This window comes from Psychromonas aquimarina ATCC BAA-1526 (genome assembly GCF_000428725.1).
In the GTDB taxonomy this organism is placed as follows: domain Bacteria; phylum Pseudomonadota; class Gammaproteobacteria; order Enterobacterales; family Psychromonadaceae; genus Psychromonas; species Psychromonas aquimarina.
Genome location: NZ_AUAM01000012.1, coordinates 108,246 through 122,232 on the forward strand (window position 1 = coordinate 108,246; position 13,987 = coordinate 122,232).

The following is a 13,987-nucleotide window of genomic DNA, read 5'->3' on the forward strand; positions in this document are numbered from 1 at the left end:
CAATTCATACTTACCGGCTTATAAAAAAGTTAAAACTTCTCAACAGGCTGACTCCTGTATCTGCAAGTGGTTTGAAATATATTTTTCCAGGGATGAACTCAGCAGTTAAAGGTTCAAGACATTTTATGGTTTTCCACTTTGTCTTTGAAAAAACTAAAACAGCGTTAACTGCGGCGGCAGAAGCAGCCGCAGTAACCAAAACAGGAACATATTTAGATGAACAAAAAACTATCCTCATTTGACCTTCTCGCGTTAGGTTTTATGAACTTTGCATTCTTTTTAGGCGCCGGTAATATTATTTTTCCGCCGCTGGCAGGCGCTATGGCCGGTGATCACTACATACTGGCAATGTTAGGTTTTCTTATCACCGCAGTAGGTTTACCGCTTTTAACTCTAATCGCAGTTGCCAAAGCCGGCGGCGGTTTAACTACCATGGCAAAATACCTGCCGGGCAATTTAGCCACAATACTGGCATTAGCTGTCTTTATTATTATCGGTCCAAGCTTTGCAACACCAAGAACCGCATTAGTTGCATTTGAAATCGGCGTAAAACCTTTCCTGTCAGCACCAGGTACAACTAGCCTGGCAGTGTTCTCCGTACTATTTTTTGCGGTTGTCTGCGGCCTTTCATTATCAACCGGTAAACTGCTGGACATGGTAGGTAAAGTGATTACTCCTCTACTTATTATTCTGCTAATGGTTTTATCTGTTTCTGTTTTCCTTAACCCGTTATCTGAGATCGGTCCTTCCACTGCAGATTATGTAGAGACACCTTTTATTAAAGGTTTTCTGGAAGGTTATAACACCATGGATACGCTTGCCTCGTTAGTCTTCGGCATGCTGATCATCAACGTAATCAAAACCAAAGGCATCAGCGATAAACGTGCTCAGTATAAATACCTGTCTATTTCCGGTTTAATTGCAGCCTGCGGTTTAGCCTTTGTATACATCTCATTGTTCTACTTAGGCGCAACAAGCCAGGAAATAGCACCAAATCTCAGCAACGGCGGCGAAATTATAGCTATTTATGTCGAAGCACTGTTCGGCACGCCGGGTCAGGTCTTACTTTCGTTAGTTGTTGCACTGGCATGTTTAACCACAGCTGTCGGCCTGGTAAGTGCTATGTCGGACTTCCTGCATAAACTAAAACCCGACTGGAACCGCAGCCTGCTGGTTATTCTTAACTGTGCATTATGTGCGCTGGTAACCAATGTCGGTCTAAGTGCACTGATCAGTCTTTCTGTACCGGTTTTATACACTGTTTACCCTATAGCGATCGCACTGGTTGCACTGACTTTATGCAAAAACTTTCTGGCAAACAAAACACTTTCTTTCCGTTTTGTATTAGCCGTTGCTTTCCTGTTTGGTCTTCTAGACGGTATTAAAGCGGCTGGCGTTAATATGAGCGCATTTGATTTTCTGCCTTTGTATGAAGTCGGTATGGCATCAGCATTACCGATTGCAGCCGCATTAGTTATTGCGTTAGTTGTTTTCAAAGAAAACCAGCAGAGCGTAACTCAGACTGTTTAAAAACGCTGAATTAACTTAGAAAAAAAGGCGCGCTATGTAAACATAGCGCGCCTTTTTGTGTTTAATGTCCGGAGTTTTCAGTATCTAAATAATCATACCGCGCACATCATTTTCAATATCACATAAGTCATCATCACCGCCAAACTCCTGCAGCATATAATTAATAAAAGTACGTGCGGCCAGAGAAAGATGTTTACGCGAAGCATACACCAGCCAGCAGTGATTTATTGACGGCTCAATATCGTTGAATATACGCACGAATAAGCCCCTTTCAATATAAAAATTAGCTACCTTTTCGGGAATAAAAATAATACCGCGGTTCTGCAGGCAGGCCTCAATAATTAACGGCACACTGTTCATAATCAGGTTGCCGGAAACTTCAACGGTTTTATCCTTACCAAAAGGCAGCTGGCTGTAAATCTGCCCGCTGGGGAAACGGTAACGGATCACATTCAGTTTCTGCAGGTCCTCAGCAGTCAGCGGCACACCGTTCGATTCGATATACTGCGGCGTACTGTAAAACCCGAAGGTTGCCCTGCCGAACGGACGAGCAACCAGACTTGAATCCTCTAATGTTTCACCGATACGCATGGCGACATCAATATGATTTTCCACCAGATTTTTATCTTCTGAGCTGTTAAGTATTTCTACACTGACTTTGGGGTACATATCCATAAACTGAAAAATTACTCGTCCGATATCGAGCTGATCCGGCAGCGGCAGCAGCTGAATACGCAGGTGTCCGGAAATTTCATAAACAGGCGCACAGATCTCCTGGATGCTGGCTTCAAGCTCATTAAGCATGGTTTTGGTTTTATCATAAAACTTAATACCGGCATCGGTCAGCTGCATCGCACGGTTTTGACGATGAAAAAGCAGAATGTTAAGCTCTTCTTCCAGTGTTTTAATACGCCGGCTGATATTCGATTTAGGCAGCTCAAAGATCTCCGACGCTCGGACCAGACTGCCTGCATCAACGACCTGATGAAATAACTTGATATCTTCTGTTTTCATAGTGTTGTCTTGTGTTTATTAATACTTTAAAGCGCAGATTACCAGCTAAGCACAGCTACAGCCAGTCAGTCAATGAAATACCCAGACCGATAGTATTAGTATATTGATTATACTCAATCAGACTGTTTCCGTATCCGGAGAACAGCTGTACATAACCATGCAGTTTTTTATGGATCGGGAAATTCCAGGAAAGCTGCATTGAGCCTCTGCTGAAGCCGCTTTCAAGATTATTTCGGCTGACCAGACTAAAGGTATTATTTTCTACCTTATAAACCGCATTTATCTGTCCATGACCGTAATAATCTAACAGGTCCGGATTATCATCTGACTCATAATCTTCTTTAAGGCGGTGCCAGGAAGTTAATGCAATAACCAGATCTTCCTTCTCCAGTATAAAATTACCTTCAATTCTATTCCAGCTGCGTGAGACAGGCTCTCTTTGTCCGTTGGACTGATGAACAAAACCGGCGGAGGCAAGTTTAAGTTTCCAGTCAGCACCGAGCTCTTTATCGAAATGCCACAGAGCAAAAACTTCCGGTTCATAATTGGTTTCTCTAAAGGGCGATGACTGATCTGAATTATAAGCCTGCCAGTAGGACACCTGGGTATAAGCAAAAAAAACAGCAAGGGGCAGATCCGCAGGTTCAATTAAAACCGGCATTTTAAAGCTGATTTGAAACTTCATTTCCAGCTGCTGATAATCATTGCGGTCACTGTTTTGTGCATTTTCATAGGAGCTGTACTGCTGGATTTTATCATTAAAGACAAAGGGCAGAATATAAGTGGGTTTATGCGGAATAAGTGCAAAACGAGAATGACTGACTTCAATTTCCTCTTCCAGGCGCTGATCAATTAATGAATCAGAAGCAAAGCATGCTGAAACAGCAAAAACAGCAGCAGCACCTGCTAGCGCAATAACAATAAATGTATAAATAAATGTGTCGATAAAACGCATATTCACAACCCTGTGATAATCAATAAATGCAGCCTGGTCCGCCTGAGTAATTACCCGGGCAGATCCTGACAAGCGCTGTTACTGCATATTAGAAGCTGATCTCTTGTCAGTTAAAGCGGCAGAAACCAGAGTGATATCCTGTTCGGACAGGGTACCTGCGACAAACTTAAGCTGAAGCATATTAATAATATAATCATAACGTGCATTCGCTAACTGGTTTTCAGATGCATATAAACTGCGCGTTGCATCAAGCACATCAACAATGGTTCGCGTGCCCACTTCAAAGCCGGCTTCCGTTGCTTCAAGCGCACTTTTTGATGAGACAACTGTCTGTTCATAAGCATGAATTGAGCTTAAAGAGGCAGTAACATTATTATAGCCGCTGCTGATCTGCGCTTCGGTACTGCGGAAAGTCTGCACTAAGTCTTCAGCGGCAATAATATAATTGTACTGCGCCTGTTTTACCTGTGAAGTAATACTGCCGCCGGAATAAATCGGCACATTCAAGTTTATACCCACCGTACCTGTGCTGAGATCCGTATCCCGTGCAGGCGCATTATCATAACTGCTGTTGTTATATCCCATTCCGGCAGTAAAATCTAATGTCGGCAGATGGCCCGTTTCAGCGCGATCTATATTCATTTTCGCCAGTTCTTTGGCAATACGTTTAGCATGCAGACTTAAATTATGCTCCAGTGCTTTATTACGCCACAACTGCACATCCGCTTGTAATTTCTGCGGTGAAAAAGTATTTATATCAAGGTGAGCAACAGCCCCGACATCCTGCCCGGTTAATTCACGCAGTGCGTAATAGGTATTAGCCAGGGTATTTTCAGCATTGATCTGATCAGCAAGGGTTCGGTCATATTCCGCTTGTGCCTCGTGAACATCGGTAATAGCGATTAATCCTACTTCAAAACGCTGTTTAGTCTGCTGCAGCTGACGCTCAACCGCACGTATATTGGCTTTAATGGATCTTACCGCTTCGTCGGCACGCAGAACATCAAAATATGCATTGGAAGTGCGCAGCAGCAGCTCCTGTGCGGCATAACCGTAAAGCGCCGCATACTGTGTAACCTGCTTCTCGGCAATATCCAGCTGCTGCCAGTAGCTACCGTTATAAAGCGATTGTGATAAAGACAGATCTGCACCGTAATTTGAGTTCGATAATGTATTGTCACTCACGCTGCTGTAACCTGCATTGAGTCCGAAACCAACCTGGGGTAACAGTGCGGCATTAGCTTCGCTGACTTTTTCCAGGTAGAGATCATACTGTGCTTTGCTTTTTAATATAATCGGATCTTTAAGTTTAGCGGTTTGATAGACTTCTAATAAATCATCACCGTGAGCGGAATAACTAAGGCCGCTTAAAGTAATAGCGGCTGCACAAGAGATACGTTTGATGGTCATAGGGTGTTCCTGTTAAATAAAAAATGAAGTAACTGACGACTAAGGTAAATGCCCCTGCCGGCAGATTAACTTCGCTGATTAATAAAAAATAAAATCCGTTTCCTGCCCTTAATCACAGGCACTAACGAGCATTTGTGTATTATATTATTGTGCTTCTGCAGTCATCAGTTTCGCACCTCCCCATAGTGCTGCTTTGTACTTCCGATAGTATGTATTCAACAAAAGTCCGCGCTGCCGGAGAAAGATGCTTTCTGTAGGGATAAACTAACCAGCCGTAATTGAGCGACGGTTCAATATGACTGAACAAACGCACTAGTTTTCCCTGTTCAACATATTTCTCAGCCGTTTTCTCGGGAATAAAAATAATACCGCGGCTCTGCAGACAGGCTTCCAGTATTAACGGCACACTGTTCATAATCAGATTGCCGGAAACCTCAACGAACTGCTCTTTACCAAAAGGCAGACTGCTGTAAATCTGACCATTTGGAAAACGGTAGCGAATGATATTGTGCCTGTGCAGCTCTTCTGCCGTCTGCGCCAACCCATGCTCTTTGATATACTGCGGCGTGCAGTAAAAACCAAAGGAAGTACTGCCGAATGGACGGGCAACCAGGCTGGAGTCCTGAAGTTTTTCGCCGACACGCAAAGCCACGTCGATATTATTCTCGAGCAGATTTGTGTCTTCTGCGCTGTTAAATATTTCAATGCTTACCTTAGGGTAACGATCCATAAAACGGAAAATGATGCGGCTGATATTAAGTATCATCGGCAGGGGCAGCAGCTGAATACGTAAATGCCCGGAAACTTCAGAACTCGGCACGCAGATCTCCTGAAGACCCGTTTCAAGTTCCGCTAATATCGTTTTCGAGCTGTTGTAAAACAACAGTCCGGCATGACTTACCTGCATGGCACGATTATGACGATCAAACAGCTGAAAGTTAAGCTCCTGCTCCAGTGCTTTAATACGTCTGCTGACGTTTGATTTAGCCAGAGAATATACTTCACAGGTTCGATTCAAACTACCGCAGTCAACTATCTGGTGAAATAACTTAATATCTTCTGTTTTCATAATGCTCTGTTTACATCGGTTCATTTCTGTTGCGAAGACTTTAACATGCTTATTAATAGAATAGTGTTCCATTTAGTGAAACCTTTCGTTCCATTTAGTTTGGTTTTTAGAAATGTATTATCAGGTTATAGTTCAGCCAGGATAAGGGACAACAATAAGGAATGACCTAATGACCTCAACCAATCTCCGCCTGCTGGCTATGCTGTCAGGCACTATTTTCATGGGCTCGCTGCTGAGCGGCTGCGACAGTGCTGAAAGCGCGGCAGTACAGGCCCCCGTCGTCCGACCGGTAAAATTAATAACTATAGGTGATGATGCTTTTCAGAAGAGTCGAATTTTTCCAGCCGAGCTGGCCGCCAGCCAGCAGGCGGATCTGGCATTCCGCATTAACGGTGAACTGGTAAAACTAGATTTAATTGAAGGCCAGCAGGTCAAGAAAGGCCAGTTATTAGCACAGCTTGACGACCGCGATGCAAAAAACAACCTGTTAAATGCAGAAGCAAACTACGATTTAGCCGAACTTGATTTCCAGCGTAAAGAGCAGCTGTTAAAGCAGAAACTCATTTCTAAAGCGGAATTTGACACAGCCAGAGCGACTTTAAAATCAACCAAATCGGCATTAAATGCAGCCCAGGATCAGCTCAAATATACCCGCTTAACCGCCCCTTTCTCGGGCGTTGTTGCCAAAGTTGAGTCGGATAATTATCAGATGATTCAAGCAGCGCAGGTGGTATTAGCACTGCAGGGCGACCAGCTGCTGGATGTCACTATTCAAGTACCGGAGTCGCTGATTATCAGCTTAGATAATAATAATTTAGACAAGCAGTATCAGCCGCAGGTACGTTTTGTTTCTCAAGGTCAAAACAACAACACTTATCCAGTGAGTTACAAAGAGCGCTCCAGCAAAGTCAGCCCGGGTACACAAACCTATGCCGTAACCTTTAGTTTGCCGCCGCCGCAGGATTTAAATGTTATTCCGGGAATGAGTGCAGAACTGCTGCTTGATATGTCTGCGGTTTACCGTAGCCGGCTAAGTGCAGAGGGCCTCGACTCTATTGCAGTTTTACCGCAGTCTGCGATTGTTAAAAGCGATATCGACGGAAAAACTAATGTGTGGCGTTTTAATGCCGCCGATAACCGGGTTGAGGCGGTAAATGTAACTCTAGGGCAAGTACGCACCAACGGCATTGAGGTGCTGTCCGGATTAAACAAGGGTGATCAGATTGTCGCTGTCGGCGCTTTCGCAGTTAAAGCCGGTATGGAAGTTAAACCGCTTCGCTGGGAAAGAGGAGTGTAGTTAATGAATATCGCACATTACAGTATTAATCATAAAGTTATCAGCTGGATGTTTGTCCTGCTGATGCTGGTTGGCGGTGGTATTTCATTTACCGGCCTTGGCCAGTTAGAGTTTCCTGAATTTACCATCAAGAATGCCCTGGTCATTACCCCTTATCCGGGAGCATCGCCAGAGCAGGTTGAAGAAGAAGTTACGCTGACACTCGAAGATGCAATTCAGCAGATGCCGCAGATCAAACATATTACCTCAATTAACAGTGCCGGTTTATCGCAGATTGAAGTTGAGATGCAGGAGAAATACGACAAAAATGCGCTGCCGCAGATTTGGGATGAACTGCGCCGCAAGGTTAATGATGCAGCTGCAGATCTGCCGCCGGGTGCAGTACAGCCGCAGGTCATTGATGATTTTTCCGATGTTTACGGCATATTGATGAATATCAGCGGTGAAGGATACAGCTACCGCGAACTTGAAAACTACGCCAATTTTTTACGCCGTGAACTGGTAATGATAAACGGAGTAAAAAAGGTCTCTGTTGCCGGAGCAACAGAAGAGCAGATAGTGGTTGAAATCAGCCAGCAGAAACTTGCCGCCCTGGGACTGGATCAGAATTATATCTACAACCAGATCAGCAGCCAGAATGTTGTCTCTAATGCGGGCAGCATACGTGTCGGGCAGGGAAGAGTTCGTATCAACCCGACAGGTGAATTCGCTAATGTTAATGATATGCGCCGTTTGTTAGTGAGCCCGCCGGGCAGCAAAGACCTAGTCTATCTGGGTGATATTGCCGATGTCTACAAAAGCGAAAGTGAAACACCCTCTGTGATTTACCACAATATGGGTAATAATGCTCTGTCGCTGGGTGTATCATTCAGCTCTGGTGTAAATGTTGTTGATATTTCTCACGCAGTTACGGCAAAAATCGACGAACTGCAGGAAAAACTGCCGCTGGGAATGGATCTCAACACAGTATACGATCAAGGCGCAGTCGTAGATCAGTCGGTAAGCGGCTTTCTGATTAACCTTGCTGAATCGATAGCTATCGTTATTATCGTTCTGCTGGTATTTATGGGAGTCCGTTCCGGCTTACTAATGGGTGTCGTACTGCTGCTGACCATTTTCGGTACTTTTATTGTTATGAAAGTGCTGAATATTCAACTGCAGCTTATCTCCCTGGGTGCACTGATTATTGCCCTGGGCATGCTGGTAGATAACGCCATTGTGGTAACCGAAGGTATACTGATCGGTCTAAAACGCGGTCAGACCCGTTATCAGGCTGCCGGGGATATTGTAAAACAGACCCAGTGGCCGTTATTAGGCGCGACCATTATTGCAATTTTAGCTTTTGCTCCGATCGGTCTGTCAGAGAATGCCACCGGTGAATTCTGTTCATCACTGTTTCAAGTGCTGCTGATTTCACTGTTTCTCAGCTGGATCACAGCAATCACCATCACGCCCTTCTTCTGCCATCTGTTATTTAAAGACGGTGAAATAAGTGAAGAACCGCAAGAGCTCTACAAAGGTGCCTTCTTCAGTGTTTACCGCGCTATTTTATCTTTAGCAATGCGTTTTCGACTTCTTAGTTTAGTTTTGGTGATCACCATGTTAGCGGCGGCAGTATTCGGTATGGGACAGGTAAAAAATGTCTTCTTCCCGCCTTCAACAACACCGATATTTTTTGTTGATGTCTGGATGCAGGAAGGCACGGATATCCGCGCTACAGAAGATTTTATAAAACGTATTGAGACAGACATAACAGCCCGCCAGCAGGAAACGGATGTTGGTCTGAAAAACATCACTTCGGTTATCGGTCAGGGCGCGCAGCGGTTTGTACTGCCCTACTCACCGGAAAAAGGCTATAACGCCTATGCACAGCTGATTATCGAAATGAATGATTTAGAGTCACTCAATAAAGGCGTACCTGAACTGACCAGCATTCTGCGGGATAACTACCCGGAAGCACAGTTCCGCGTAAAATTAATGGATAACGGTCCGTCACCGGCGGCAAAAATTGAAGCGCGCTTTTACGGAGAAGATCCCGTGGTGCTGCGCAGGCTTGCCAGTCAGGCAGAGCAGATTATGATTGCCGAACCGACCGCTGAAAATATACGTCACAGCTGGCGTAACCAGGTAAATATCGTGCGTCCGCAGTTCAACAGTGCACAGGCTAAAAAAGTCGCGGTCAGCAAACAGGATCTTGACACTGCCATGCTGATTAATTTCAGTGGTAAACCGGTGGGCACCTACCGTGAACAGTCACATTTAATGCCGGTTGTTGCCCGCGCTCCGGAGCAGGAACGTCTTAATGCCGACAGTCTGTCAAAACTGCAGGTATGGAGCAGTGAAAACAGCACTTTTGTACCGGTTACGCAGATCGTCTCCTCATTTGACAGTGAATGGGAAAACCCGATTATTATGCGTCGTGACCGCAAACGTGTATTAACAATAATGGCAGATCCGGTACTCGGCAGTGATGAAACTGCAGATTCAGTACTGCGTATACTGCGCCCTAAAATTGAAGCGATAACACTGCCTGCCGGTTATGAACTGGAATGGGGCGGCGAATATGAAACCTCCAGTGAAGCACAGGCCGGTATTGCCAGTTCAATACCTATGGGCTATCTGGCAATGTTCCTGATTACCGTAGTGGTATTCAACTCGGTAAGACAGCCGCTGGTGATCTGGTTTAACGTACCGCTGGCAGTCATAGGTATCGCATCCGGACTATTGATATTTGATGCACCGTTCAGCTTTATGGCCATACTGGGTATGCTTAGTTTAAGCGGTATGGTGATCAAAAACGGTATTGTACTGGTGGATCAGATCCGCGTCGAGCTGGCTGACGGCAAAGCCCCCTATGATGCTGTGTTTGAGTCATCAGTAAGCCGTGTTCGTCCGGTTTGCATGGCGGCCGTAACTACTATGCTGGGTATGATTCCGCTGCTGTTCGATCCGTTTTTTAAATCAATGGCGGTCACTATTATCTTCGGCTTAGGTTTTGCCACCCTGCTGACACTGATTGTACTGCCGGTGACTTATGTACTTATTTTCAGAATTCCGAATAAGGACATAATTGAAAACCAGGAGCCGCAAGCACAGCTCGCAGCAGTGTAAGCTCCAGAGATAAAACTTAACAGATAAAGAGAGCCGGATGAAAATCCTGCTCTCTTTTTTATCCCCGATAGAAAAATTATTCATAGCGGTTCCTTTACGTATAAATAGCCGACAAACTCAATTCATAAATATTACATAGTTAACAATTCTCACTTACAAAACTACCTAAGTAACAAAATACGTATACTCTGAAATTAATGGAATAATATAGTAGGGATAGCTTATGAAAGAAGTACAGTTTCGCAACATCGATAAATTATTTATTAAAATGTCTATTAATGACAAATTTATGGTTATTTTCGGTTTGTTTTTAATCGCTTTAACAACTCTATCAGTGGGACGTTACCAGAACTCTCTTGAACAGGTTGAACAGCAGTCAATGCAGGCCCTCGAGCAGCAGCTGTCAGGTATGGTGCAGGCAATGGAATCATCCGGGAAGAGTGATAAATTAGCTTCCCTCGGACTGCAGGTTTCAAGAGCGGCAGCTGACTCTTCACGTCACAAAGATATGCTCACAGCAGTGGTTAAAACAAATTCACAGCAGTATGTGTCTTTATCTAAAAAAGCCCCCTCTCAGGAAAAAAAGGCCAAAGAACAGGCCTTTTACTCTTTTTTACTCTCTTTTCTGTGGATACTGCCCTTTGCATTAGCTCTGTACTGGACCGCTACTTTTATCGGCGGCGCATTATGGGTACTTTGGGATACAACAGAAAAGATTGCCAAAGGTGATCTTACTTCCCGTTTAGGCTTCCACCCGGGACGTGACGAATTCGGCACAATCGGCTGTGCACTCGACAAAGCGATGGATACCCTGACCGAGTTAGTTGTTACGGTAAAAGACAACGCGCAGACACTGCACAACACTTCATCTTCATTTGCCGATGAAACCCGTCAGAGTGAAGAGCAGGTACAACAGCAGTATACTTCTTTAGATTCAGTCGCAACTGCAATGGAAGAGATGACCGCCTCTTCACTGGAAGTCACTGATATTTCTAAATTAGCATCGCAGCATGTAGAGCAGAATTCGGAATATATCAAACAGAGTGATGAACGGGTACAGCATGCTATCAGCGAGATCCAGCAGCTTTCCAGTTATATCGATCAAACTTCAGACTCAGTGTCTACCCTTAAAGATAATGCCACCAAAATCAACGATGTGATCACCACCATCAATGCTATTTCCGAACAGACTAATCTGCTTGCACTGAATGCGGCAATTGAAGCGGCGCGAGCAGGAGAACAGGGTCGAGGTTTTGCCGTGGTTGCTGATGAAGTAAGAACATTAGCCAGCCGTACTCAGGCGGCAACGGTTGAGATCCAGTCAATGATCGAAAACCTGCAGTCAGAAACCAACAACATTGCACAAATGACAGACAACACAGTAAAACAGGCGCAGGCAAGTCGTGAGATGATTGTTAATATCGGCACCGATGTAAATTCAATCAGCGAATCATCTCAAGCAGTAATCGATATGAGTTTTCAAATTGCCACTTCCTCGGAAGAGCAGAGCTCAGTGGCTAACAATATCTCTGCAGAGCTTAGTGATATCCGCCTGAAATCTAATACTATTAAAGATTTAGTTGCTCAGTCCTCCGAGGGTGTGGTTAAATTATCTGCAGCGTCTGAAAATCTGGGTGAAATTTTAGCGCGTTATCAGACAGCTTAACCATTGCTGTTCCCCTAAATAAAACTCTTAAATCAGGCGCATAATGCGCCTGTTTTGACTTATAGGATATGAAAATTTAACAACATTTGCCCCGGAAAGACACTACCCTTTATTTAGACGGATATATAAGGGGAGCTGTTATGTTCCATATCAATTCAGCAAAAACTCTTCTTTGCATTATGCTGCTCTTTCTGTTTATCAGCATTCCAGCTCAGGCAAACCTGTCGGTATGTAAGCATTTGGTTGTTACCGGAAATGCGGAATACCCCCCTATTCTCTGGCGTGATCAGCATAACCCCGGCAAACTGACCGGTCTGGCCGTTGAATTATTAGAGCTGGCATTAATGGATACTGGTATTAAAGTTGATGCCCGGGACCGCGGCGTTTGGGCCAGGGCGCAGCAGGAAGCTAAACATGGTGAAGTGGATATGCTCGCCGGTGCATTTATTACCGATCAGCGTCAGGAGTATATGGATTATATTCTACCGCAGTTTACCAATGTGCCTAGTGTGGTGTGGGTAAAAAAAGGCAATGAGTTTCCTTTTAGGCAGTGGGATGATTTACAAAGTAAACGCGGCGGCACCTTAGTCAACAACAGCTTCGGTCAGACTTTTGATAAATATGCGGCGGCAAACTTAGATATCCGCAGCAGCGCCACGGCTGAGCGCTCCTTTGCTATGCTGCTCGCCGAGCGTTTTGATTATGTACTGTACGAATTATACCAGGGTCTAACCATACTCGAAGTGTCGGGGTTAAAGAATAATATCAAGCATTTACAGCTGCCTGTTTCTATCGAAGGCTTGTATTTCACCCTGTCAAAAAAATCAGGGTGTAATAGTGAGGCTCTCAGAAGCTACTTAAATAAACGCATGCAGGAACTAACCAACTTTAACACCTTTGATAAACTCTTCGATAAACATATGCAGCTATGGTTAGAACAGCAGAAATAATCTAATCAGAGATGCGCCTGCGGCTCTTCAATCTGGTATAGAGTGCGGTGCTCATCGCAGACAGTTTCGCAGTCACAGCTGGGTTCAATATCAAGGTTAACTAAACCTGCGCAGCTTCCCTGCAGTTCCCGGCGGTGGAAAATAACACCTAATGCCATAGCGCCCGCCGCCAGAGCAAAGGTTATAAATGTTATTACAAATAACATAAGTTATTTACCTTCTATTAAACCGTACGACAAGAACCTTTACTTTTTACTCCCTGCTCTGGACTAAGCAGAGAGTTTTTACACTGCCGTGCATTTTCTAATAACTCCTCTGTTGTGTCCCGGGTACTGCCCTGCTCAACTTTAAAACCGCAAAATAATAACTTAGCCAATGTCTTTTCACCGATTTTGCGCACAATCACTACATCACAATTGAGTTTCTGTAGCAGTTCAATCAGCAGTTTTTTTCCTGAACACCCTGGCACTGCCAGACAGGGATTTTTCTGCACCGCAACTACCCTGCCGAGCTCATTATAAAAAGTAAAAATTTCCGCCTTGGAGAAGCGCGGAGAAAGCTGTTTGTCTGTTGTTGCAATCGCGTAAATCATAATTATTCCTTTTCTGATTTTTCAGTTGAATGGTTGTTTTCAGGTAAGACTAGAGCTTCACCATTGAATAATGCACTAGTCACTTTGTACCGGGCTTTTTTTAATATATTGGCAAAGGTTTGTCGTGATACCTGCATTTCTTGAGCGGCATCCTGCTGCGACAGCTGCTGGATATCCACTAAACGCATCGCTTCAAATTCATCTGCTTCAATTTTAATTTTATTCAGCTCAGATCCGGGTACACCGTTGGGTTTAAATAAACTGAACCTGGCACAGCCGGCAGCACAAATATGCCGTTTGATTTTTGGTCTCATAATTTAATACTCAATTAGTAATAGTCATGCTACTCTACCCAAGTTGTTGGCATATGCCAATAACTATTTTTATTTACTA

Annotated in this window: 13 protein-coding genes; 6 read left to right on the top strand and 7 right to left on the bottom strand. The window is 44.3% G+C overall.

What is annotated here, in order from left to right; genetic code table 11:
* Window positions 1-71 precede the first annotated feature (71 nt).
* Both G337_RS28550 and brnQ read left to right on the top strand, forming a co-directional pair.
* Entirely contained in the window at window positions 72-242 is a 171-nt protein-coding gene (locus G337_RS28550) for a hypothetical protein (RefSeq protein WP_157619222.1), read from the top strand.
* On the top strand, window positions 217-1,530 hold the full coding sequence (gene brnQ / locus G337_RS0104730; RefSeq protein WP_028862854.1) for a branched-chain amino acid transport system II carrier protein: 1,314 nt from the start codon (window positions 217-219) through the stop codon (window positions 1,528-1,530). Before G337_RS28550 ends, brnQ begins: the two co-directional genes overlap by 26 nt.
* An 84-nt stretch (window positions 1,531-1,614) precedes the next feature.
* Here the strand turns inward: brnQ and G337_RS0104735 are convergent, their stop codons facing one another.
* The 4 genes from G337_RS0104735 to G337_RS0104750 form a co-directional block, all read right to left on the bottom strand.
* Window positions 1,615-2,544 carry a LysR family transcriptional regulator gene (locus G337_RS0104735; RefSeq protein WP_028862855.1) on the bottom strand — a complete coding sequence of 310 codons (930 nt, stop codon included), beginning with the start codon at window positions 2,542-2,544 and terminating at the stop codon, window positions 1,615-1,617.
* Window positions 2,545-2,599: 55 nt separating this feature from the next.
* Window positions 2,600-3,499, bottom strand: coding sequence for a phospholipase A (locus G337_RS0104740; protein WP_028862856.1), 900 nt, complete (start codon window positions 3,497-3,499; stop codon window positions 2,600-2,602).
* A 78-nt stretch (window positions 3,500-3,577) separates the two neighbouring features.
* Window positions 3,578-4,909: an outer membrane channel protein TolC gene (gene tolC / locus G337_RS0104745; protein WP_028862857.1), complete on the bottom strand. Its 1,332-nt coding sequence runs from the start codon at window positions 4,907-4,909 to the stop codon at window positions 3,578-3,580.
* 139 nt (window positions 4,910-5,048) lie between these two features.
* Window positions 5,049-6,050: a LysR family transcriptional regulator gene (locus G337_RS0104750; RefSeq protein ID WP_245597631.1), complete on the bottom strand. Its 1,002-nt coding sequence runs from the start codon at window positions 6,048-6,050 to the stop codon at window positions 5,049-5,051.
* A 97-nt stretch (window positions 6,051-6,147) separates the two neighbouring features.
* On the opposite strand from G337_RS0104750, the gene G337_RS0104755 reads away from it, so the two are divergent.
* The 4 genes from G337_RS0104755 to G337_RS0104770 all read left to right on the top strand — a co-directional run bounded on the left by G337_RS0104755 (window position 6,148) and on the right by G337_RS0104770 (window position 13,002).
* Entirely contained in the window at window positions 6,148-7,275 is a 1,128-nt protein-coding gene (locus G337_RS0104755) for an efflux RND transporter periplasmic adaptor subunit (RefSeq protein WP_028862859.1), read from the top strand.
* Window positions 7,276-7,278: 3 nt separating this feature from the next.
* Window positions 7,279-10,386, top strand: coding sequence for an efflux RND transporter permease subunit (locus G337_RS25640; RefSeq protein WP_037027082.1), 3,108 nt, complete (start codon window positions 7,279-7,281; stop codon window positions 10,384-10,386).
* Window positions 10,387-10,609: 223 nt separating this feature from the next.
* The gene (locus tag G337_RS0104765; RefSeq protein ID WP_028862860.1) at window positions 10,610-12,052 is read left to right on the top strand and encodes a methyl-accepting chemotaxis protein; all 1,443 of its coding nucleotides are present in this window, start codon (window positions 10,610-10,612) and stop codon (window positions 12,050-12,052) included.
* A 140-nt stretch (window positions 12,053-12,192) separates the two neighbouring features.
* A complete protein-coding gene (locus G337_RS0104770; protein ID WP_028862861.1) occupies window positions 12,193-13,002 on the top strand; it encodes a substrate-binding periplasmic protein in 810 nt (269 codons plus the stop codon).
* Between the two features lie 5 nt (window positions 13,003-13,007).
* Here the strand turns inward: G337_RS0104770 and nqrM are convergent, their stop codons facing one another.
* The 3 genes from nqrM to G337_RS0104785 are packed head-to-tail and all read right to left on the bottom strand — an operon-like array spanning window position 13,008 to window position 13,908.
* Complete coding sequence (gene nqrM / locus G337_RS0104775; protein WP_028862862.1) at window positions 13,008-13,208, bottom strand: (Na+)-NQR maturation NqrM; 201 nt, start codon at window positions 13,206-13,208, stop codon at window positions 13,008-13,010.
* Window positions 13,209-13,225: 17 nt separating this feature from the next.
* Window positions 13,226-13,594, bottom strand: coding sequence for a NifB/NifX family molybdenum-iron cluster-binding protein (locus G337_RS0104780; RefSeq protein ID WP_028862863.1), 369 nt, complete (start codon window positions 13,592-13,594; stop codon window positions 13,226-13,228).
* A gap of 2 nt (window positions 13,595-13,596) precedes the next feature.
* Window positions 13,597-13,908, bottom strand: coding sequence for a DUF134 domain-containing protein (locus G337_RS0104785; protein ID WP_157619224.1), 312 nt, complete (start codon window positions 13,906-13,908; stop codon window positions 13,597-13,599).
* Between the last annotated feature and the right edge of the window lie 79 nt (window positions 13,909-13,987).